Below are 19,018 nucleotides of genomic sequence, written 5' to 3'. Positions count from 1 at the left end.
TGGCTCAGACCGCGGGAGCGGGCTTGGCCTTACCGGCGACCTTGATCAGGTCCGCAACGGTCTCAGACGGCGTCGCGCCAGTCTTCAGCCAGTAGTTGAGGCGCTCCTCGTTGAACTCCACCTTCGGCGGCTCCTGGTTCGGGTCGTACGCGCCCACGGCCTCGATGAACTTGCCGTCCCGGGGGTTGCGGGAATCGGTGGCGACCACGTGGTAGTACGGCTTCTTCTTGACGCCCGCGCGGGCAAGACGGAGGACTACGGCCATTGAATGCTCTCCAACGAACAGGAAACGTCTTAGGAAAGGGGTGGCGCTCTTAACGCCGCTCCCGCTGGATTGTCAAGGAAGCTCGGGACCTTATGTCGTACTGTCGGCCCCGGCTTGTGTCTCGCCGCGATTGGCGAGCTGCCCGCAGGCGCCGGCGATGTCCCGGCCCCGGTTCCTGCGGATGTAGGCGGCGACATGGCCGTCCGCGAGGATCGCGCGGAATTCCTCCGCCCGCTCCTCGCCAGTGGTGTGGAACCCCAAACCGGGATTCTCGTTGTAGGGGATCAAGTTCACCTTCACCGGGATGCCCTTGAGCAGCTCGATGAGCCGGTGCGCGTCCTCGTCCGCGTCGTTGAAGCCCTTGATGAGGACGTACTCGAAGGTGATGCGGCGGCCCTGACGCAGCGGGAACTTCCGGCAGGCGTCCAACAGGGCCGCGATGTTCCACTTGCGGTTGACGGGCATCGTCTTGCTGCGCTGCTCGTCGGTGCTGGCGTTGAGGGAGATGGCCAGCTTGACGTCCGTCTCCTTGCCGAAGCGCTCAATCATCGGCACCAGCCCCACGGTGGAGACAGTGATGTGCCGGTGACTGAAGTTCGGCCCGTCCTCGGACTGGAGGATGGAGAGCGCCGTCTTGAGGTTCTCGAAGTTGTGCAGCGGCTCCCCCATCCCCATGAACACCAGGTTGGAGAGCGGGCGCAGCGTCTCGTGGCCCTCGTTCTTGCGGACCTCGCGGTTCACCGCGTGGACCTGGGCCACAATCTCGCTGGGGGTCAGGTTGCGCTTGAGCCCCATGGTGCCCGTCATGCAGAAGCCGCAGGCCATGGCGCAGCCCACCTGCGTGGACACGCACAACGTCCGGCGGTCCTCGGTGGGCATGTAGACGGATTCGATGAAGCGCCCGTCCCGCGTCTTCCACCGGTACTTGATGGTGCCGTCGATACTGCGCAGCTCGCAGTCCTTCACCAGGGGGATGATCTCCGCCCGCGCCTTGAGCTTCTCGCGAAGGACCTTGGAGAGGTCCGTCATCTCGTCGAACGAGGTGGCGCCGCGCTGGTGCAGCCAGCGGTAGAGCTGCGGGGCACGGAAGGCGCGCTCACCCAGCTCCTCGGTGACGAAGCGCGACAGCGCCTCCAACGACAGACTGGCGACGTCCACCAGCTTGGCGGGCGCGGGAGCCGGCAGCGGCTCGGTGACTGGCAGGGAGGTGGCGGAGGTCTCTGACATCGTCGTTGCGCTTAACGGTGGGCCCAGGGGCGTCCCTTCCCACACCTGGGCACGGCAAGTCAAAGGAGCCCATGCTCCCCTGCCCGCCTCGTGGACACTACCCGGTTCGTCTCCTGAAAGAACAGCGGCCCGGGCCCGCGCCTTCTGAAGCGCGGACACCGGGCCAGGGACAGCGGCCCCGCCAGGGGGCCGGCCGGCTACTTCTGGTACGGGTAGGCGTGGATCTCCGTCTCCCGGAAGAAGTACGCGATCTCGATCTTCGCGTTCTCCAGGCTGTCGGAGCCGTGCACCGTGTTCTTGTCGATGCTGGTGGCGAAGTCCTTGCGGATGGTGCCCTCGGCCGCCTGCGCGGGGTTGGTGGCGCCCATGATGTCCCGGTTGCCCAGGACCGCGTTCTCACCTTCCAGCACCATCAGGACCACCGGGCCGGAGATCATGAACTGCACCAGGTCCTTGAAGAAGGGCCGGGCCTTGTGGACCGCGTAGAAGCCCTCGGCCTGAGCCTGGGACAGCTGCTGCAGGCGGATGGCGACCGGCTTCAGCCCCTTCTCCTCGAAGCGGCTGATGATCTTCCCGATGACGCCCTTCTCCAGGCCGTCCGGCTTGATGATGGACAGCGTACGCTCAATCGCCATGTGACTGGCTCCTTCTCGTGTTTTCGTTGGGGTTTAGCGCTTCTTCGGAGCGCCCCGCTTGAGGGCCTCCTGAAGGGTGGTGCCCAGCTCGGCGGGGCTGGCGGCCATCAGGATGCCCGCGGCCTCCATGGCCTTGATCTTCTCGGTCGCAGTGCCCTTGCCGCCGGAGATGATGGCGCCGGCGTGGCCCATGCGCTTGCCCGGGGGCGCGGACTGGCCCGCGATGAACCCGGCGATGGGCTTGGTGAACTCGCGCGCGACGTACTCGGCGCCCTGCTCCTCGGCGTCACCGCCGATTTCGCCAATCATGATGACGGCGTCGGTGTCCGGGTCCGCGTTGAAGAGCTTCAGCACGTCCACGAAGTCCGTGCCGTTGACCGGGTCACCGCCGATGCCCACGGCGGTGGACTGGCCCAGGCCCAACTGGGTGAGCTGGTGCACGGCCTCGTAGGTCAGCGTGCCGGAGCGGGACACCACGCCGATGCGGCCCGGCTTGTGGATGTGGCCCGGCATGATGCCGATCTTGCACAGCGCGCCGGGGGTGATGACGCCCGGACAGTTGGGGCCCACCAGCCGGACGCCCGGCTTGCCCTGCAGGTAGCGCTTGGCGCGCACCATGTCGTTGACGGGGATGCCCTCGGTGATGGTGATGATGAGGGACACGCCCGCGTCAGCGGCCTCCATGATGGAGTCAGCGGCGAAGGGGGGCGGCACGAAGACCACGGACGTGTTCGCGCCCGTCGCCTTCACTGCCTCGGCCACCGTGTTGAACACGGGGACCTTGCCCTCGAACGTGGTGCCGCCCTTGCCCGGAGTCACACCGGCGACGAGCTTCGTGCCGTACTCGAGCATCTGCTTCGCGTGGAACGAACCCGCCGAGCCGGTGATGCCCTGGCAGAGGACCTTCGTGTTTTCGTTGACGAGGATGGCCATGGCGTTCTTTCAGGAAAGAGTGCGCGGGATTACTTCACCGCGGCGACGGCCTTCTCCGCCGCCTGACGCAGGTTGTCCGCCGGGGTGATGGCGAGGCCGGAGTTGCTCAGCAGCTCCTTGCCCTTCTCCACGTTGGTGCCTTCCAGCCGCACCACGAGCGGAACCTTGAGCTGGACCTCCTTCGCCGCGGCGATGATGCCCTCGGCGATGACGTCGCACTTCATGATGCCGCCGAAGATGTTGACCAGCACCGCCTTCACGGCCGGGTCCGCCAGGATGAGCTTGAAGGCCGCGGTGACCTTCTCCTTGTTGGCGCCGCCGCCCACGTCCAGGAAGTTGGCCGGGCTGCCGCCCACCAGCTTGATGGTGTCCATGGTGGCCATGGCCAGGCCCGCGCCGTTCACCATGCAGCCGATGTTGCCATCCAGCGCGATGTAGGCCAGGTCCCACTCCTTGGCCTGGATCTCACGGGGCTCCTCTTCGGCCAGGTCGCGGTACTCCAGCAGGTCCTTGTGCCGGTAGAGCGCGTTCTCGTCGAAGGTCACCTTCGCGTCGAGCGCCACCACGCCGCCATCCTTCAGGATGACCAGCGGGTTGATCTCCACGAGCGAGGCGTCCGTGTCGATGAACATCCGGTACAGCGCCGAGCAGAACTGGGCGAACTTGTTCACCGTGGGGCCCGACAGGCCCAGCCCGAAGGCCAGCTTGCGGCCCTGGAAGTCCTGGAAGCCCACGGCCGGGTCCACCGACTCGCGGAGGATCTTCTCCGGGTGCTTCTCCGCCACTTCCTCAATCTCCACGCCGCCCTCGCGGGAGGCCATGAAGGTGATGCGGCTGGTGGCGCGGTCCAGCGTCACGCCCAGGTACAGCTCCTGGCCAATGGCGAGACCTTCTTCGATGTAGACCTTGTGGACCGTCTGGCCTTCCGGCCCGGTCTGGATGGTCTTGAGCTTCATGCCAAGCATCTGCTTGGCCAGCTCCTTGGCTTCCGCGGGGCTCTTGGCCAGCTTCACGCCGCCGCCCTTGCCGCGGCCACCCGCGTGGATCTGGGCCTTCACGACGACCACGGAAGTGCCGAGTTCCTTCGCGGCGGCCTCCGCTTCGTTGGCGGAAAGAGCGAGGATGCCCTTCGGCGTGGGCACGCCGTACTTCCGGAAGATTTCCTTGCCCTGGTACTCGTGGATCTTCATCGAGGCTCCGGTGGAGACGAGGGAGACAGCCTGAATAGAGGCGTCAGCGCCGGGCCCTCATTGCGCAGAAAACGACGGAGTGCAAGACCGTTTGACCCCGGTACACCTGCACCGTCCGACAGGGTGCATGGCAGATAACCAGGGATGTCCGCGAAGATGAGGCTTCCTTCACTACGGAACGAGCCACGGACACCCAGACGGCGGCGGCCCCGCCCGGCGTCGCAGTTGGACGCCGGCCCGGGGCCGCTTGAAGCCAGAGAAAGCCTAGAAGCCGCGGGCGAGCGCCCTACCCCGGACCGCTGCCGTGGGCCTTGGGGGCTTCGTCCTGGAAGAAGATGTCCTTGATGGTGAGCTTGGTCACCTCGCGGTTCATCACCGCGATGGACGTGACGAGCGGAATCTCCTTCGGGCAGACCTTCACGCAGTTCTGCGCCTTGCCGCAGTCCTGCACGCCGCCGGGCCCCATGAGCGAGCGCACGCGCTCCTCGGAGTTCATCTTGCCCGTGGGGTTCATGTTGAACAGGCGGGCCTGGCTGATGGCCGCCGCGCCCACGAAGTCGTTCTCCTGCGTCACCTGGGGGCACGCCTCCAGGCAGCTTCCGCAGGTGATGCACGTGGACAGCACGTACATCACCGACTGGTCCACGGGCGACTGGCGCTGACCCGGCCCCAGGTTGTGCGTCCCGTCGATGGGCACCCAGCCCTTGATGCGCTTGAGCGCGTCGAACATGCGGTCGCGGTTCACCGTGAGGTCACGCACCACGGGGAACTTGCTCATGGGCTCCAGCGTGATCGGCTGCTCCAGCTTGTCGATCAGCGCCGAGCAGGCCATGCGCACGCGGCCGTTGATGTTCATGGCGCAGCTGCCGCAAATCTCCTCCAGACATGCGGCGTCCCAGATCACCGGGGCCACCTTCTTGCCCTCCACGGTGACGGGGTTGCGCTGGATCTCCATCAGGCACGAGATGACGTTGGCGCCCTTCACATAGGGAACCTTGAACTCATCGAAGTGGCCTGGCTTCGCGGGATCATCCTGCCGCCAGATGCGGAAGGTGATGGTCTTGGTGGTGACAGCGGATGCTTGTGCATTGTCCATGTGGCTCGACCCTTCACTTCCAAATCGGTTGAGTGGTTCCCGTCTCAGGCGTACCAGCGCGGCTCGGGGTCCAGCACGGGCGTGGGGATGTCCTCGTAGTGGATCTTCGGGCCGGCCTCGCTGTACGTCGCGACGGTCGTCTTCGCCCACTTCTCGTGGCGCGCACGCCACAGGCTCATCCACTCCGGGTCCTGCGTCGGGTCCTTCGTCTTCGGTTCGGGCAGCGAGAAGTCCGGCTTGTAGTGGGCGCCACGGCTCTCGTCGCGGAGCAGCGCGCTGGTCGCGATGACCTCGCCCAGCTCGAACATGTTCCACAGCTGGTTGGTGTACGACAGCGCGCGGTTGGCCACGTTGCCCGTGTCCAGCACGTTGACGTTCTTCCAGCGCTCCTTGAGCTCGCGGATCTTCTCGATCGTCTTCTTCAGACGGTCGTTGTAGCGCACGACGGTGCAGTTCTCCGTCATGGTCTCGCCCAGCTCCTTGGCGAGCCCGTACGGGTTCTCCGTGCCACTCATCTTGATCATGGTGGCGAAGCGGTCCTGCCAGTACTGCCTGGCGGCCTGGAAGTGCTTCTCCGGCATCGCCGCGGCGCTGGTGCCCTGACTCTTGGCGAAGGACGCCATGGCCGGGCCGCCGATCATGCCGGAGTAGATGCACGACAGCAGCGAGTTGGCGCCCAGGCGGTTCGCGCCGTGGAAGGCGTAGTCCGCCTCGCCCGCGGCGTAGAGGCCGGGGATGGTGGTGGACTGGTTCTTGGGGCTGCCCTCGGCCGGCGTCAGCGTCTTCGAGTCGGCCTCGAAGTTCACGTACAGGCCGCCCATGGAGTAGTGCATGCCCGGGAAGATGACCATGGGCACCTTGCGCGGGTCGTCACCGACGAACTTCTCGTAGATCTCCATGACGCCCTTGATCTTGGCGTCGAGCACCGCCGCGGGGATGTGCGTGACGTCCAGGTACACGCCGTCCCGGCCGTTGATGCCCATGCCCAGCTCGCGGCAGACCATGAAGATCTCGCGGGTGGCCACGTCGCGCGGCACCAGGTTCTTGTACTTGGGGTACTTCTCCTCCAGGAAGTACCAGCGCTCCGCCTCCGGGATCTGCTGAGGCGCCCGCGTGTCGCCCTTCTTGCGGGGCACCCAGACGCGGCCGCCCTCGCCACGCACCGACTCGCTCATCAGGCGGAGCTTGTCCTCGCCCGGAATCGACGTCGGGTGCACCTGGATGAACTCACCGTTGGCGTAGTGCGCACCCTCCATGTAGGCGCGGCCTGCGGCGGTGCCGGTGTTGATGATGGAGTTGGTGGAGCGTCCGAAGACAATGCCCGGACCACCCGTGGCCAGGCAGACGGCCTCGGCCGGGAAGGTGCGGATCTCCATGGTGCGCAGGTCGACGGCCACGCTGCCAATGCAGCGCCCGCTGTCGTCCTTCACCGTGCCGAGCCACTCCCAGTACTCGTACTTGGTGACCTTGCCCTCGGCCTCGTAGCGGCGGACCTGCTCGTCCAGCGCGTACAGCAGCTGCTGGCCGGTGGTGGCGCCGGCGAATGCCGTGCGGTGGTGAAGCGTGCCGCCGAAGCGGCGGAAGTCCAGCAGACCTTCCGGCGTGCGGTTGAACGTCACGCCCATACGGTCCAACAGGTAGATGATGCCGGGCGCCGCGTGACACATGCCCTTCACGGAGACCTGCTCCGCGAGGAAGTCGCCGCCCCGCAGCGTGTCCTTCACGTGGATGTCCGGGTGGTCACCTTCGCCCTTGGTGTTCACCGCGCCGTTGATGCCACCCTGGGCACAAACGGAGTGGGAACGCTTCACCGGGACGAGCGAGAGCACATCCACCTGGTGGCCCGCCTCAGCGAGCTTGATCGTCGTCATCAGCCCGGCGAGACCGCCGCCCACCACCGTGAACCGCGCTGCTGCTGCCATCATCGTCTCCTTGACTGCCGGACGCCGGACACTGCTCGGTTGAGCCGGCCCGCCAGGTGGCGCGCCAGGGCCCAGACGTCCCGTGCGAGTTCTACAGGCTAGTTAACTTGGTGAAAACGCGCTGCAATGATGGCGTCCGGGGCAATTAGCCCGCGTCATCCACAGCATCAGGCACAGGGCCCGCCGGGTTTCCCCAGCGGGCCGCACGTGACTGTCCAGCGACTACAGCTTGACGGAGTCGACCGTCTTCTTGACCGACTGGAAGGACTTCTCCAGCTCGGCCTTCTCACTGTCGTTCAGCTCGACGGTGTGGATCTTCTCCACGCCGCCCGCGCCGATCTGCACGGGGACGCCGAAGAAGTAGCCGTTGATGCCGTACTGGCCCTCCAGCAGGGCGGCGGCCGGCAGCACGCGCTTGCGGTCCTGCAGGAAGCTCTCCGCCATGGCGATGGCGGACGCCGCGGGGCCGAAGTAGGCGCTGCCCGTCTTGTACAGGCCCACCAGCTCCGCGCCGCCCTCACGGGTGCGCTTGATGATGGCGTCCAGCTTGTCCTTGGCGATCAGCTCCGTCAGGGGCACGCCGCCCACCGTGCTGTGGCGGACGAGCGGGACCATGTCGTCGCCGTGGCCGCCCAGCACCAGGGCCTCCACGTCGCGGATGGAGCAGCCGAGCGCCTCGGCGACGAAGCACTTGAAGCGGCTGGTGTCCAGCACGCCCGCCATGCCCGCGACCATGTGCTTGGGCAGACCGGCGATCTTGTGGAGCGCGAACACCATCGCGTCCAGCGGGTTGGCCACGTTGATGACGAAGGCGTTGGGGGCGTGCTGCTTGATGTTGCCCGCCACGTCCGTCATGATCTTCAGGTTGATCTCGAGCAGATCCTCGCGGGACATGCCCGGCTTGCGGGGCATGCCGGCCGTGATGATGATCACGTCCGAGCCGGCCACGTCCTTCCAGTCCGTGGTGCCCTTCACGCGGCAGTCGTAACCGTCGACCGCGGCCAGCTGGTTGATGTCCAGCGCCTTGCCCTTGACCAGACCCTCGGCCGCCGGGATGTCGTACAGCACCACGTCACCGAGCGACTTCTGCACGGCGAGCAGCGCCAGGTTGCCACCGATCTGACCGCCACCGATGAGGCCGATCTTCTTCTTGCCATTCTGAGCCATGGATTCGCCTCTCCTTGGTCCCCAGAGGGGGGACTACATGTTCTTGATGATGGCCTGCCCGAACTCGGAGCACTTGACCTCGGACACGCCGCTCTGCCCTTCCTGCTTCATCAGGCGGGCGAAGTCGTAGGTGACCGTCTTGCTGGCGATGGCGCGGTCCATGCCCTGGATCATCAGGTCGGCCGCCTCGTGCCAGCCCAGGTGCCGGAACATCATCTCACCGGAGAGGATGACCGAGCCCGGGTTCACCTTGTCCTGATCCGCGTACTTGGGCGCCGTGCCGTGCGTGGCCTCGAACACCGCGTGGCCCGTGACGTAGTTGATGTTGCCGCCCGGCGCGATGCCGATGCCGCCCACCTGCGCGGCCAGCGCGTCCGACAGGTAGTCGCCGTTGAGGTTCAGCGTGGCGATGACGTCGAACTCGTCCGGACGGGTGAGGACCTGCTGCAGGGTGATGTCCGCGATGGAGTCCTTGATCAGGATCTTCCCGGCGGCCAGCGCGGCCTTCTGCTCCGCGTTGGCGGCGTCCTCGCCCTTGGCGGCCTTGGTGGCCTCCCACTGGTCCCAGGTGTAGACCTTGTCACCGAACTCCCGGGCGGCCAGCTCGTAGCCCCACTTGCGGAAGGCGCCCTCGGTGAACTTCATGATGTTGCCCTTGTGGACCAGCGTGACGCTCTTGCGCTTGTGGTCCACGGCGTACTGGATGGCGGCGCGGATCAGCCGGTCGCTGCCCTCGTGGGACACCGGCTTGACGCCCAGGCCCACGTCGGACGGGAAGCGGATCTTCCCGAACTCCTTCGGGAACTCCTGCTTCAGGATGCCCAGGAACTTCTCCGCGGCGGCCGTGCCGGCCTCGAACTCGATGCCCGCGTAGATGTCTTCCGTGTTCTCACGGAAGATGGTCATGTCGACCTTGTCCGGCGTCTTCACCGGGCTGGGCACGCCCTTGAAGTAGCGCACGGGGCGCAGGCAGACGTACAGGTCCAGCATCTGCCGCAGGGCCACGTTCAGCGACCGGATGCCGCCGCCCACCGGCGTCGTCAGGGGGCCCTTGATGCCCACCAGATAGGTGCGGAACGCCTCGACCGTCTCGTCGGGCAGCCAGCTGTTGACCGCCTTGAAGGACTTCTCGCCGGCCAGGACTTCGTACCAGGCGATCTTCTTCTTGCCCTTGTAGGCCTTCTCCACCGCGGCGTCGAACACCGCCTGGGACGCACGCCAGATATCGCGGCCGGTGCCGTCGCCCTCGATGAAGGGGATGATCGGGTTGTCCGGGACGGACAGCTTGCCGCTCTGCAGGGAGATCTTTTCTCCGGATGACGGGGGCGCCATGGATGTGCTCCTGAGAAGGTGTGACCGTGTAAGAATCGGCGCGGGATAGTCGAGAACCCGCCCCGAGACGTCAAGGAGTTTGGCCACGGGCTCACGCGGAACGACTTATCGGAGCCAACGGCCGGGCGCGGAATAACGGCCGGCACCCGCGAGTGCACGAAACGACGCGGCCGGCATCCCCGGCGGCTCAACGAAAAAGGAGGGCCAGGCACTGGTGGCCTGCCCTCCTCTTCCTCTTCAATGAGTGGCTCAGCGGCGGGCACGGCGGCCCGCACGGACTACCAGCTGGACATCCCCGGCGCGGGCAGCTCCACCGTCACGGTGATGCCGGAGGCCGCGCTGCTGGCCACCTCCAAGGTGCCCCCCATGGACTCCGTCAGCTCCCGGGCCCGGGCCAGCTTGCGGTGCAGCGGCCCCACCAACATGGGCGACAGGAAGACAGCCTGGAGTTCCCGCGAGGACAGCGACGCCCCCGCGACCTGGACCTGGAAGCGGGGCGGCAGGTCCCCGAAGTCATCAGCGGAATCCACCATCACGCGAACGCCCTGCCCGTTCGATGCATCCGCCGCGTGCGCCAGCAACAGCAACAGCACCTGCTGCAGCCGCCGGTGACTAACATTAGCGGGGACCGGATCCTCAGGAAGCTCCAGGGAAACCTGTACTCCTCGCAAGCGGCGCGTGACTGAGAGGAGCTCCACCGCACCGCCAACGACCTCCGCGACATCCACTCGGAGTACGTCTGGCGAGTCCACCGGCATCAGGCCCGTGGCGCGGCCGTGAACAGGCGCTTGGAGTTGCTCCGAAGCCTGCGTCCCTCCCACAGCGTTCACGACAGCACTCATCCCTCACACCTCCCGCTCGCTGTACTGAGGGAACTCTAACGAGCCGGTCTGACGAACGCCATTTCACTACGAGAAAGTACGCACAGCCTGCCAGACTTATGACATTACAGCCGCGCAGCATCTTGGCCGTATGAGTGTGCCGTCGCGGCGAATCGCTTCGTAAGACTTGGAAGTGGGCTGCTGTCACCTACGACCCACGGACGTCCATTCCGCCAGCCAGAAAACAGCCTGACTGCACAAATCCGATTTGACTGTTCCTCGGAAATCCGTATGATACGGACCTATAGCGATTCGCCGCCTAACGCAGCACCGCTGGAGCAGGGAGGAACAACCGTGCTTGCAATTTCGACGACTGCATCAGGGGTTCCTCAGCACCGGAGAAGGGGGCGCCTGATCATGGAAGGGGGAAACCCGCTCTCCGACCGTCGGTCGGTCGAGTTCCGCAGTCGTGACGCGCTGTTCAACGTGATTCCGCTGCCGCCCGCCGAGGCCGCGCTGGATGATTCGGGCTACTCCCTGCACGGGACGGGCTCGGATGCCATCACCTGCTCCGTGGGCACGCCGGATGGCGCCATTGGCGTGGTGACGCGGCTGAGCCCCACCGTGGTGTGGGTGATGCCCAAGGGTGAGGTGGATACCTCCGACGCGCGCGGCCTGCCCGTCTATCTGTCTGGCTGTGGCGTGACGCTGGGCCCCATCCGGGGCGCCTTCATCCGCACGGACGCGGAGACGGCCGTGTCCCCGGTGGGGCTGCAGTTGGTGAACGTCTCCCTGGAGCAGGGCCGTCAAATCCTGGCGCTGCTGGCGGACGCGCTGAAGCGTGGCGTCGCGGAGCCGGCCGCGTCTGCCCTTCCGGTGCAGGACACCATCGACGAGGCCGAGCGCATCCGCGCCATCCTCCTGGCCATCAGCACCGCGGGCAACAAGGGTGTGCTGCGCCGCATGGGCCGCACCGTCCGCCTGGTGTTGGAGCGCTACAACGCGGAGACGGAGCAGTTGGAGTGGCACGCCGAGGACCCGATGAGCGACTGGGGCGAGGCGCCCTACGACATCGACGTCATCGGCCACAACAGCGCGTACCGCATGCGCCTGGAGGCGGGAACGCCGGAAGGCCAGCGCTTCACGTCGCCGCTGCCCGACGTCCTCTTCCGCATCCGTCACCGCTGGCACCGCCGCACGCCCGCGCCCGAGGGCGTGCGCGTCACCTTCCACCACCCGCTGTGGCGCGAGCAGGGGGAGATGGAGCGCGCGGTGTTGGACCTGTCCTTCTCCGGCATGTGCATCCGCTGCCGCCCGGAGGACCTGCTGTTCCCGGGCCTGCTGCCGCCCCTGCTCGAGCTCCACACGCCGGACGGCCAGTCCATCAGCCTGCGCGGTGAAATCCGCTACGTCACCAGCGCGCGCGCTGACGGCACCGTGCTGTGTGGCCTGAGCGTGTCGCCCTACTCTTCCGACGAGGCGCGCTGGGTGCGCTTCGTCTCCCAGACGACCAATCCCAACACTTGCACCAGTGATGTGCAGGAAGAGGGGCTCTGGGATGTCTTCACGCTGTCTGGTTTCTTCAGCCTGGCGAACAAGTCCTCTCAGGAATTCGACGCGCTGAAGCAAGCCTTCAGCCACATGGCCAAGCGCGCCGCGGAAGTTCCGCAGCTCTTCTGCCAGGCCGTCTGGCCGTCCGAGCGCGGCCCCGAGGCGACGCTGTCCATCATGAAGTCGTACCGGCACACCTGGATGGGACACCAGGTGGCGAAGCGCCCGGGCAAGCCCGCCCTCAAGGGGCTGGAGCCGGGCCGCATCATGCACGACCTGTACGTGCGCTGCTTCGAGCACCCGCAGAGCGACTCCGACTTCCGCTGGGCCGTGGCCTACGTGGAAGGCCTCAACCCCTGGATCGCGCGCGCGCACGTCCGCTACGGCGAGCGGCACATGGCGGCGAACCCGGAGCTGGCCTTCACGCGCAAGGTCCACATGATGGACGTCTACACGCACGAGCAGACGGGCCGGCTGCACGAGGGCATCACCATCAGCCCCGCCACCTCCGCCGAGCTGACGCTGCTGACGGACCACATCGCCCATTCGCGCCCGTCCTGCTACGTGGAGGCGCTCGACTTCACGCGCGACCGCATCGACATGCGCGCGGTGCAGGGCCAGTGGAACACCTTTGGCCTGGAGCGCGAGCGCGAAATCCTCATCGCGCGCCGCAATGGCGTGGCCGTGGGCGCCGCCGTCCTGGAGCTGGGCCAGCCGGGCACCAATCTCTACAGCCTGCTCGACATGGCACGGCTGTTCCCCCTGAGCGACGCGGGGCCGTCCACCTACGTCGCCTTGGTGGACGCGGCACGCCGTTGGTACGCCGCCCGCCACCGCCGTTCGTTCCACTACCTCTGTGAGGACGACGGTGGGCAGTACGTACAGGACGCCGGGATTCACGCAGGTCCGGACCCGTACATGTGGATCATCTCCGCGAAGCTGATCCCCGACTATCTCGAACACATCAGTGAAGTCTCCATCGGGCGCCGAAGCGCTCCCAACACTCGCCAGGGGTAATGAATATGAGCAAGCAACTCGTGGAGGAGCTGTACACGCCGAACCTGACTGCCACCCGTGAGCGCATCAAGACGGACCCCCGGCTGAAGGTGCTGCTGGACGACAAGGCGGACCCCGCGCTCTTCGAGGCCTTCCTCATCACCTGGAACTCGCTGGGCGTCTACATGACGGAGCCAGTGGACGGGTGGATTCGCCGCGCCGGTGAGGCCACCGTGAAGGTGGGCCTGGACGACGTGGGCCAGAAGCTCATCGCCCACGCCAAGCACGAGGCAGGCCACCATCTGATGATGGTCGAGGACACCAAGCACCTGGTGGCCCGGTGGAACGAGCGCCGCAGCCCCAAGCTGAACGCCGAGGAGCTCATCGCCCAGCCGCCCACGGAGGCGATGAAGGAGTACCGGGAGATTCACGAGAACACCATCACCGGTGAGATGCCCGCCGCGCAGGTGGCCATCGAGTACGAAATCGAGGGCCTGTCGACGGTGCTCGGCCCCGTGATTCTCGAGCAGGCCAAGCGCGTCTGTGGCGAGGAAATCCTCCAGGGCATGTCCTTCCTCAAGGAGCACACGGAGATTGACGTGGGTCACACCGCGCTCAACGAGGTGATGCTCAACAAGCTCCTGTCGCAGGTGCCGGACAAGGCGCCCATCATCGCCAAGACGGGCGCCAGCGCGCTCGACATCTACCTGCGCTTCATGGGCGACTGCGTGGAGCGCGCCGGGAAGCTGGTCCAGTCCGCCGCCGCGGCCTGAGCCTCCCCGCGGCCCCACTTCGCGGTCGTGTGGCGCCCCGGCCCGGGCGCCTGTTGTTTTCCGTTCCCCCGCGTTTCAGCCCGCCCGCCGGACCTCCGCGCCTTTCGGACGCGAGTGAGGGCGGACGCGGCCCTTGAGCGAGCCCAGGAGGTGGCCCCGCTTGCCACCCCCTGCGACGCCGAACACGTAGCGGTCCGGCCGGAGCACCACGAGGTCGGCCGCGTACTGCGCGAACCAGGCACCCAGCCGGCCGTCCAGGTCCACCAGCGTGTCCGGCCCGCCACTTCCCGCGCGGTCCGCCGCGGCCACCTGCCACCAGCGTGCCCCGAGTTCGTCCGCCAGGGCCAGTGCCTCGCGCTGGGCCTCCTGAGAGGCGCCTGGACGCGTCAGCACCACGAAACCCTCGCCCAGGCAGTCATCCAGCAGCGCCGTCTCCCCGTCGGGCCGCTCCACGCGTGGCTGCGGGAAGTAGGAGCCTTCCGGCACGTCCCCCTTCTCGCGTTGGGCGCCGTGCATGAAGCCCCGGCGCAGCGGCATCTGCGGCTTCACCTTGTAGTCGCGGATGAAGTCGCCCGTCACCGGCAGCCGGTACATCACCTGGATGAGCGCGTTGCGGACGCGAGCCATCACCCGCCCGCCCGACATCATCACCCGGCCCATGGCGTCCGAGCCGCGAATCACCTCCGACACGTGGCCACGCCGCTCTTCCTCGTAGGTGTCGAGCAGCGACGCATCCGCCGCGCCCGCGAGCACCAGCCCGAGCTTCCAGGTCAGGTTCGCCGCGTCCCGGAGGCCCGCGCAGAGCCCCTGCCCCAGGAACGGCGGCATCAGGTGCGCCGCGTCGCCCAGGAGGAACACGCGGCCTACCCGCCACTGCTCGGACATGCGGCTGTGGTACGAGAAGATCTTGACGGACTCCAGCTCCACCGAATCCGGGTCCAGGTAGTAGCCAATCAGCCGCCGCACGTTTTCGGGCGAGCGCGCCGCCTTCAGGTCCGCATCCGGCTCCAGGATGATGTCGAAGCGAATCTCGTTCGGCGCGGTGCGGGCGATGAACCCCCGGCGCACGGGACCGCACAGGTAGCTGGTGAAGTCGGGCTCGGGTGAGGACGCCTTCACGGTGATGGCCAGCGAGTGCTCCAGCGCCGTCGTCCCCACGAGCTTCAGGCCCAGCCGCCGGCGGATGGAGCTGTGCGAGCCGTCGCACGCGAGCAGGAAGCGCGCGCGCACATTGACGGCGCGCTCCCCCGCGACCTCCTTCACGCGAGCGGTGACTCCGTCTTCATCCTGGACGAAGGACTCCACCTCGTAGCCCAGCCACAGGTCCACATGCGGAAAGCGCTTCAGTCCCTGACGAAGCACCGCCTCCATGCGCGGCTGCTGGAAGAAGGCCGCGGGCACGTAGCCGAACGGCCGGTCCAACCGGGTGAAGTCCACCTCCGCCAGCGAGCGCAGCGAGTCATTCAGGTATTGCAGCCGCTTGCACGGATAGAAGCCCGCGCCCAGGTCGCCCACCAGCCCCGCGGACTGGAAGATGCGCTGGCCCTCGTCATCCACGCTGATGGCGCGGGACTGGCCATGAGGCGTGACTTCACGCTCCACCACCAGCGTCCGAATCCCCTGCTGTCCCAGGAGATTCGCCGCCATCGCTCCCACCGGACCACTACCCACGATGATGACATCAACGGACTCCGGAGCCATCTCTCCCTCCCGTTGCGAGTACGTGTGCTGAGCTGCCTTTGAGTCATTTCGATATCAAAATCAGCCACGACCTGGAATGTCCTGTTTTCACTCGGAAGCCGGCGTCATTCCCCACCCTCCCCCTGCGTTGTCTCTTCAACTCTTCAACGTTGGGTGTGGAAATCCTTGCATGTTTGAGTTTTGACCTTGGGAGTGAAAGGTTGCAGCCGTATCAGCAATCACGACGAGGGCACGACGCGGACGGCGCAAGAATGTCCACGTGTCCCAGGTCCGCGCAGGAAATGCAGGCCCCTCCTCGGAGGGCAGGCGGCCGCGCGGGAACACGACATCCCGGAGTGGCTTTTGAAAGATGGCGACCACGTCCCCGGGTTGAGACGGCGACCCTTGTCGGGAAATCGCCACTGGTCGCCGGCTTCAACGCGCGGCGTCGTGATTTTCGCGACTTGAAGAGGTCGGATGTGCCCGAACACTGCGGCGCGAAGGAGCACGCACATGGAATGGCTTGAGTTCTCCCGTTGGTCCCCGGAGGTCGAAAAGCAACTGGCGATGCAGGCGGCCCGACTGGGTACCTTCGAGCACCGGGGCCCGCAGGCCTCCCGTCGGTCCGCGGCTGCCACCACCGTGTCGGCCACCTGCCGGCTGAGCACCGTCCTGCGGCAGTTCCCGCGGACCAACCCCTGGGGCCACCCGATCTCGGAGTGCTGAGACAGGGCGCCCGCCCCACCCCCGTGGGTCAGCGGAGGGCGTGCCGTCTCAGGACGGTGCGCTCCACCTTCCCCATGGCGTTGCGAGGCAGCGCGTCCACCCAGACGAATCGCGCGGGCGTCTTGAAGCCCGCCAGGGACTGACGGCACCACGCCGCCAGTGCCTCTTCCCCGGGTTGCGACTGCCCCGGGCGCGGGGCGATGAAGGCCACGGGCACTTCGCCCCAGCGGTCGTCCGGGAAGCCCACCACGGCGGCTTCCTGCACCGCGAGGTGATTGACGAGCACCGCTTCCACCTCCGCCGGGTAGATGTTCTCCCCACCTCGGACGATGAGGTCCGTGCGGCGTGACAGCACGGTGAGCCGCCCTCGAGCATCCAACACACCGACGTCCTTCGTGCGCAGCCAGCCGCCCCGAACCGCCTCATGGGTGGCCTCCGGGCGCTGCCAGTACCCGGCCATCACCGTGGGCGCGCGTACCTCGATGTCGCCCTCCACCCCTGCGCCGAGGACTTCGCCCCCCACGCCGACGATGCGCACCTCGACACCCGGCAACGGGACGCCGGCGGTGCGGCCGTCCGCTTTGTCGGGGCGCTCGGTCGTTACTTGTGAGCAGGCCTCCGTCAGGCCGTACGTCTGAAGGGCTCGCAGGCCCGCGGCCCTCGCTCGTGCGAGGAGGGGCACCGGCACCGGACCTCCGCCTATCAGCGCCAATGCGAAGGAGTCCGGCATGCGCCGGTCCCCTCGAGCGTCCAGCACTCGCTCCAGCGTCGTGGCCACGAGGCTCGCGTGGGACACGCCCTCCCCGTCGATGGCCCCGTTGGCCGCATCGGCGTCGAAGCGTTCGTGCAGGACGAGGCAGCCTCCCTCGTAGGCAGTGCGAGTGAGCATGGCGATGCCCCCCACGTGGAAGAGCGGCAATGTGCCCAGCCAACGCGGGGCTGGATGCGCCCCCAGGTTGGCCGCGGACGCCCGTGAAGACGCCCGGAAGTTGCCTTCTGTGAGGACCGCTCCCTTGGGCCGGCCCGTTGTCCCGCTGGTGAAGAGCACGACCCGGGGCGACGTCCCTTCCAGGGGCTGGCACGTCGAAGACCCCGTGGAGACAGCCTCCGCGAAGGACTCGAGTGGCCGGGCTCCAGGGAGCCTCTCCACCAGGGTGCCCAGCGCCAGCTTCAAACGGGGCTGGATGTCCTCCACCATGGGCGCCAACTCCGCGGACGTGAGCCGGGCATTGAGCGGCGCCAACACCGCGCCCAGCCGGCCCAGCGCCCAGAAGAGGCACACGGAGGCGACGTGGTTCGTCGCGAGCGACGCCACCCGGTCCGAAGCTCCGACGCCCTCCGCTTCGAGTGCGGCCACCCATCGGGAGACTTCCGCATCCAGCGCTTCGTAGGACCAGGAGCGGCCCGCGAACGTCAGGGCCTCCGCCTCGGGCTGATGACGAGCGCCTACTCGAATGGGACACAGCAGGACCGACATTCCGTCACCTTGGGCTTCATTAACGGAGGCCAATCCCTGGGCTCCCGTGCGTCGAGCCATCACACCAGTGACTGGGAGTTCAGTCCGAGCCCCGGGGTGCTCGACAGGCGAATGACGCCTCGCTGCGGATGGTACGGATGACCTTCCGGCTCCTTCGCCAGCAAGCGCCCCACCGCGAGCCCGGAGGCCAGCGCTCCGGATGGCAGTGCCGCCGCGAGATGTGCCGCGCCAGCCCGAGCCACCACGCCATCAATGGAGCTGGTGACATAGGCCTGCATTCCGAGCCGCGCCGCGCGCATCGCGACCACGAGGCACGGCAACAGTCCGCCCAGCACCATGGGCTTCAGCACCACCGCGCCCACCGCCGGTCCACCGCCCAGCAACGGGTCCACCGTCAGCAGAGCCCGCAGCGCATCGGGAGAAGCCAGGGACTCGTCCGCCGCCACCGTGCAGGGGGCGCGGCGCTGAACGCGCCAGAGTGCCGCGAGGTCCTCCGGCGGCGTGGGCTGCTCCACCAACTCCAGGCCGTACCAGCCCAGCCGGTCCAGGGCGCGCTTCGCGTCGGGCTCGGACCAGCCGCCGTTCGCATCCAGCCGCAGCTTCACGTCCGGCCCTACCGCGTCGCGCACGGCCTTCACTCGCGCCTCGTCGGCGTCCAGCGACCGGCCGGCGACTTTCAGCTTCAACGTACCGAAGCCCTCGGCCACGGCCTGCCGGGCCTCTTCCGCCAGGGCCTCGGGGGTGTCGGCGCCCAGCAGCGCGTTCACCGCCACTTCCGTCCGCGACTCCTCCGCCAGCAGCCAGCACAGCGGCACACCCTGGCGTTGCGCGAGCAGGTCCAGCAGCGCCAGCTCCAGCGCGTGTTCCGCGGCCGGCATGGGGCCCACTGGCGTCACCTGACGTGCCCGGATGCGCACGCCGTCGCCTCGCGCCACGGCAGGGGGGAACGGCGACAACGTGTCCTCGATGGCCCGGACCGAGTCGCCCAGGAACTGGCCCTTCAGCTCGGACAGCCAGGCGTTCAGCGTCACGCCACAATCTTCGAGCGACTCGGTGCCGAACGCCGGCAACGGCATCGCTTCGCCCAGACCTTCGCGCCCCTCCTCGTCGAGGACGCGAACGAGGAAGCCTTCTCGTACCGCGTGCGCCCCTTGAGACGTCTTCAGGGGCTGGCGCAGCTCCAACCGGAGGGGAATGAGCGAAACCTGGGCAATCCGCATGGACTCA

16 protein-coding genes are annotated in these 19,018 nt (G+C 67.2%); 3 read left to right on the top strand and 13 right to left on the bottom strand.

Annotated elements, in window-relative coordinates; all coding sequences use genetic code 11:
* Positions 1-4: 4 nt before the first annotated feature.
* The 10 genes from rpsP to OZ403_RS18330 form a co-directional block, all read right to left on the bottom strand.
* The gene (gene rpsP / locus OZ403_RS18375; protein WP_011553574.1) at positions 5-265 is read right to left on the bottom strand and encodes a 30S ribosomal protein S16; all 261 of its coding nucleotides are present in this window, start codon (positions 263-265) and stop codon (positions 5-7) included.
* A gap of 90 nt (positions 266-355) precedes the next feature.
* Positions 356-1,492 carry a 23S rRNA (adenine(2503)-C(2))-methyltransferase RlmN gene (gene rlmN / locus OZ403_RS18370; RefSeq protein ID WP_268784712.1) on the bottom strand — a complete coding sequence of 379 codons (1,137 nt, stop codon included), beginning with the start codon at positions 1,490-1,492 and terminating at the stop codon, positions 356-358.
* Between the two features lie 197 nt (positions 1,493-1,689).
* Complete coding sequence (ndk, locus tag OZ403_RS18365) at positions 1,690-2,127, bottom strand: nucleoside-diphosphate kinase (RefSeq protein WP_140791557.1); 438 nt, start codon at positions 2,125-2,127, stop codon at positions 1,690-1,692.
* 33 nt (positions 2,128-2,160) lie between these two features.
* Positions 2,161-3,060, bottom strand: a complete 900-nt coding sequence (gene sucD, locus OZ403_RS18360; RefSeq protein ID WP_140791556.1) for a succinate--CoA ligase subunit alpha — start codon at positions 3,058-3,060, stop codon at positions 2,161-2,163.
* A 29-nt stretch (positions 3,061-3,089) separates the two neighbouring features.
* Entirely contained in the window at positions 3,090-4,250 is a 1,161-nt protein-coding gene (gene sucC, locus OZ403_RS18355) for an ADP-forming succinate--CoA ligase subunit beta (RefSeq protein WP_140791555.1), read from the bottom strand.
* A 286-nt stretch (positions 4,251-4,536) separates the two neighbouring features.
* A complete protein-coding gene (sdhB, locus tag OZ403_RS18350; RefSeq protein WP_140791553.1) occupies positions 4,537-5,346 on the bottom strand; it encodes a succinate dehydrogenase iron-sulfur subunit in 810 nt (269 codons plus the stop codon).
* A gap of 44 nt (positions 5,347-5,390) precedes the next feature.
* On the bottom strand, positions 5,391-7,268 hold the full coding sequence (sdhA, locus tag OZ403_RS18345) for a succinate dehydrogenase flavoprotein subunit (RefSeq protein WP_140878366.1): 1,878 nt from the start codon (positions 7,266-7,268) through the stop codon (positions 5,391-5,393).
* Between the two features lie 222 nt (positions 7,269-7,490).
* Positions 7,491-8,435, bottom strand: a complete 945-nt coding sequence (gene mdh / locus OZ403_RS18340; protein ID WP_140791551.1) for a malate dehydrogenase — start codon at positions 8,433-8,435, stop codon at positions 7,491-7,493.
* Between the two features lie 33 nt (positions 8,436-8,468).
* Positions 8,469-9,767 carry an NADP-dependent isocitrate dehydrogenase gene (gene icd / locus OZ403_RS18335; RefSeq protein ID WP_140791549.1) on the bottom strand — a complete coding sequence of 433 codons (1,299 nt, stop codon included), beginning with the start codon at positions 9,765-9,767 and terminating at the stop codon, positions 8,469-8,471.
* A gap of 278 nt (positions 9,768-10,045) precedes the next feature.
* The gene (locus tag OZ403_RS18330) at positions 10,046-10,597 is read right to left on the bottom strand and encodes an ATP-binding protein (protein WP_268784711.1); all 552 of its coding nucleotides are present in this window, start codon (positions 10,595-10,597) and stop codon (positions 10,046-10,048) included.
* Between the two features lie 408 nt (positions 10,598-11,005).
* Here OZ403_RS18330 and OZ403_RS18325 point away from each other — a divergent pair, with 408 nt between their 5' ends.
* Positions 11,006-13,156 carry a hypothetical protein gene (locus tag OZ403_RS18325; protein ID WP_237078366.1) on the top strand — a complete coding sequence of 717 codons (2,151 nt, stop codon included), beginning with the start codon at positions 11,006-11,008 and terminating at the stop codon, positions 13,154-13,156.
* A gap of 5 nt (positions 13,157-13,161) precedes the next feature.
* Positions 13,162-13,908 carry a hypothetical protein gene (locus OZ403_RS18320; protein WP_237078365.1) on the top strand — a complete coding sequence of 249 codons (747 nt, stop codon included), beginning with the start codon at positions 13,162-13,164 and terminating at the stop codon, positions 13,906-13,908.
* A 75-nt stretch (positions 13,909-13,983) separates the two neighbouring features.
* On the opposite strand, the gene OZ403_RS18315 is transcribed toward OZ403_RS18320, so the two are convergent.
* Positions 13,984-15,609 carry a bifunctional 3-(3-hydroxy-phenyl)propionate/3-hydroxycinnamic acid hydroxylase gene (locus tag OZ403_RS18315; protein WP_268784710.1) on the bottom strand — a complete coding sequence of 542 codons (1,626 nt, stop codon included), beginning with the start codon at positions 15,607-15,609 and terminating at the stop codon, positions 13,984-13,986.
* A 492-nt stretch (positions 15,610-16,101) separates the two neighbouring features.
* Between OZ403_RS18315 and OZ403_RS18310 the strand changes: the two genes are divergently transcribed.
* Positions 16,102-16,314 carry a hypothetical protein gene (locus OZ403_RS18310; protein ID WP_090491451.1) on the top strand — a complete coding sequence of 71 codons (213 nt, stop codon included), beginning with the start codon at positions 16,102-16,104 and terminating at the stop codon, positions 16,312-16,314.
* Between the two features lie 28 nt (positions 16,315-16,342).
* On the opposite strand, the gene menE is transcribed toward OZ403_RS18310, so the two are convergent.
* Complete coding sequence (gene menE, locus OZ403_RS18305) at positions 16,343-17,791, bottom strand: o-succinylbenzoate--CoA ligase (protein ID WP_268784709.1); 1,449 nt, start codon at positions 17,789-17,791, stop codon at positions 16,343-16,345.
* A gap of 59 nt (positions 17,792-17,850) precedes the next feature.
* Positions 17,851-19,011 carry an o-succinylbenzoate synthase gene (menC, locus tag OZ403_RS18300; protein WP_140875128.1) on the bottom strand — a complete coding sequence of 387 codons (1,161 nt, stop codon included), beginning with the start codon at positions 19,009-19,011 and terminating at the stop codon, positions 17,851-17,853.
* Between the last annotated feature and the right edge of the window lie 7 nt (positions 19,012-19,018).

Source organism: Myxococcus sp. NMCA1 (assembly GCF_026810205.1).
GTDB classification, from domain to species: domain Bacteria; phylum Myxococcota; class Myxococcia; order Myxococcales; family Myxococcaceae; genus Myxococcus; species Myxococcus xanthus_A.
This window is presented reverse-complemented; position numbering and strand designations above follow the sequence as displayed.

Coding starts and splice junctions, on each gene's coding strand:
- rpsP (WP_011553574.1), bottom strand. CDS start 265: ATGGCCGTAGTCCTCCGTCTTGCCCGCGCGGGCGTCAAGAAGAAGCCG.
- rlmN (WP_268784712.1), bottom strand. CDS start 1,492: ATGTCAGAGACCTCCGCCACCTCCCTGCCAGTCACCGAGCCGCTGCCG.
- ndk (WP_140791557.1), bottom strand. CDS start 2,127: ATGGCGATTGAGCGTACGCTGTCCATCATCAAGCCGGACGGCCTGGAG.
- sucD (WP_140791556.1), bottom strand. CDS start 3,060: ATGGCCATCCTCGTCAACGAAAACACGAAGGTCCTCTGCCAGGGCATC.
- sucC (WP_140791555.1), bottom strand. CDS start 4,250: ATGAAGATCCACGAGTACCAGGGCAAGGAAATCTTCCGGAAGTACGGC.
- sdhB (WP_140791553.1), bottom strand. CDS start 5,346: ATGGACAATGCACAAGCATCCGCTGTCACCACCAAGACCATCACCTTC.
- sdhA (WP_140878366.1), bottom strand. CDS start 7,268: ATGGCAGCAGCAGCGCGGTTCACGGTGGTGGGCGGCGGTCTCGCCGGG.
- mdh (WP_140791551.1), bottom strand. CDS start 8,435: ATGGCTCAGAATGGCAAGAAGAAGATCGGCCTCATCGGTGGCGGTCAG.
- icd (WP_140791549.1), bottom strand. CDS start 9,767: ATGGCGCCCCCGTCATCCGGAGAAAAGATCTCCCTGCAGAGCGGCAAG.
- OZ403_RS18325 (WP_237078366.1), top strand. CDS start 11,006: ATGGAAGGGGGAAACCCGCTCTCCGACCGTCGGTCGGTCGAGTTCCGC.
- OZ403_RS18320 (WP_237078365.1), top strand. CDS start 13,162: ATGAGCAAGCAACTCGTGGAGGAGCTGTACACGCCGAACCTGACTGCC.
- OZ403_RS18315 (WP_268784710.1), bottom strand. CDS start 15,609: ATGGCTCCGGAGTCCGTTGATGTCATCATCGTGGGTAGTGGTCCGGTG.
- OZ403_RS18310 (WP_090491451.1), top strand. CDS start 16,102: ATGGAATGGCTTGAGTTCTCCCGTTGGTCCCCGGAGGTCGAAAAGCAA.
- menE (WP_268784709.1), bottom strand. CDS start 17,791: ATGTCGGTCCTGCTGTGTCCCATTCGAGTAGGCGCTCGTCATCAGCCC.
- menC (WP_140875128.1), bottom strand. CDS start 19,011: ATGCGGATTGCCCAGGTTTCGCTCATTCCCCTCCGGTTGGAGCTGCGC.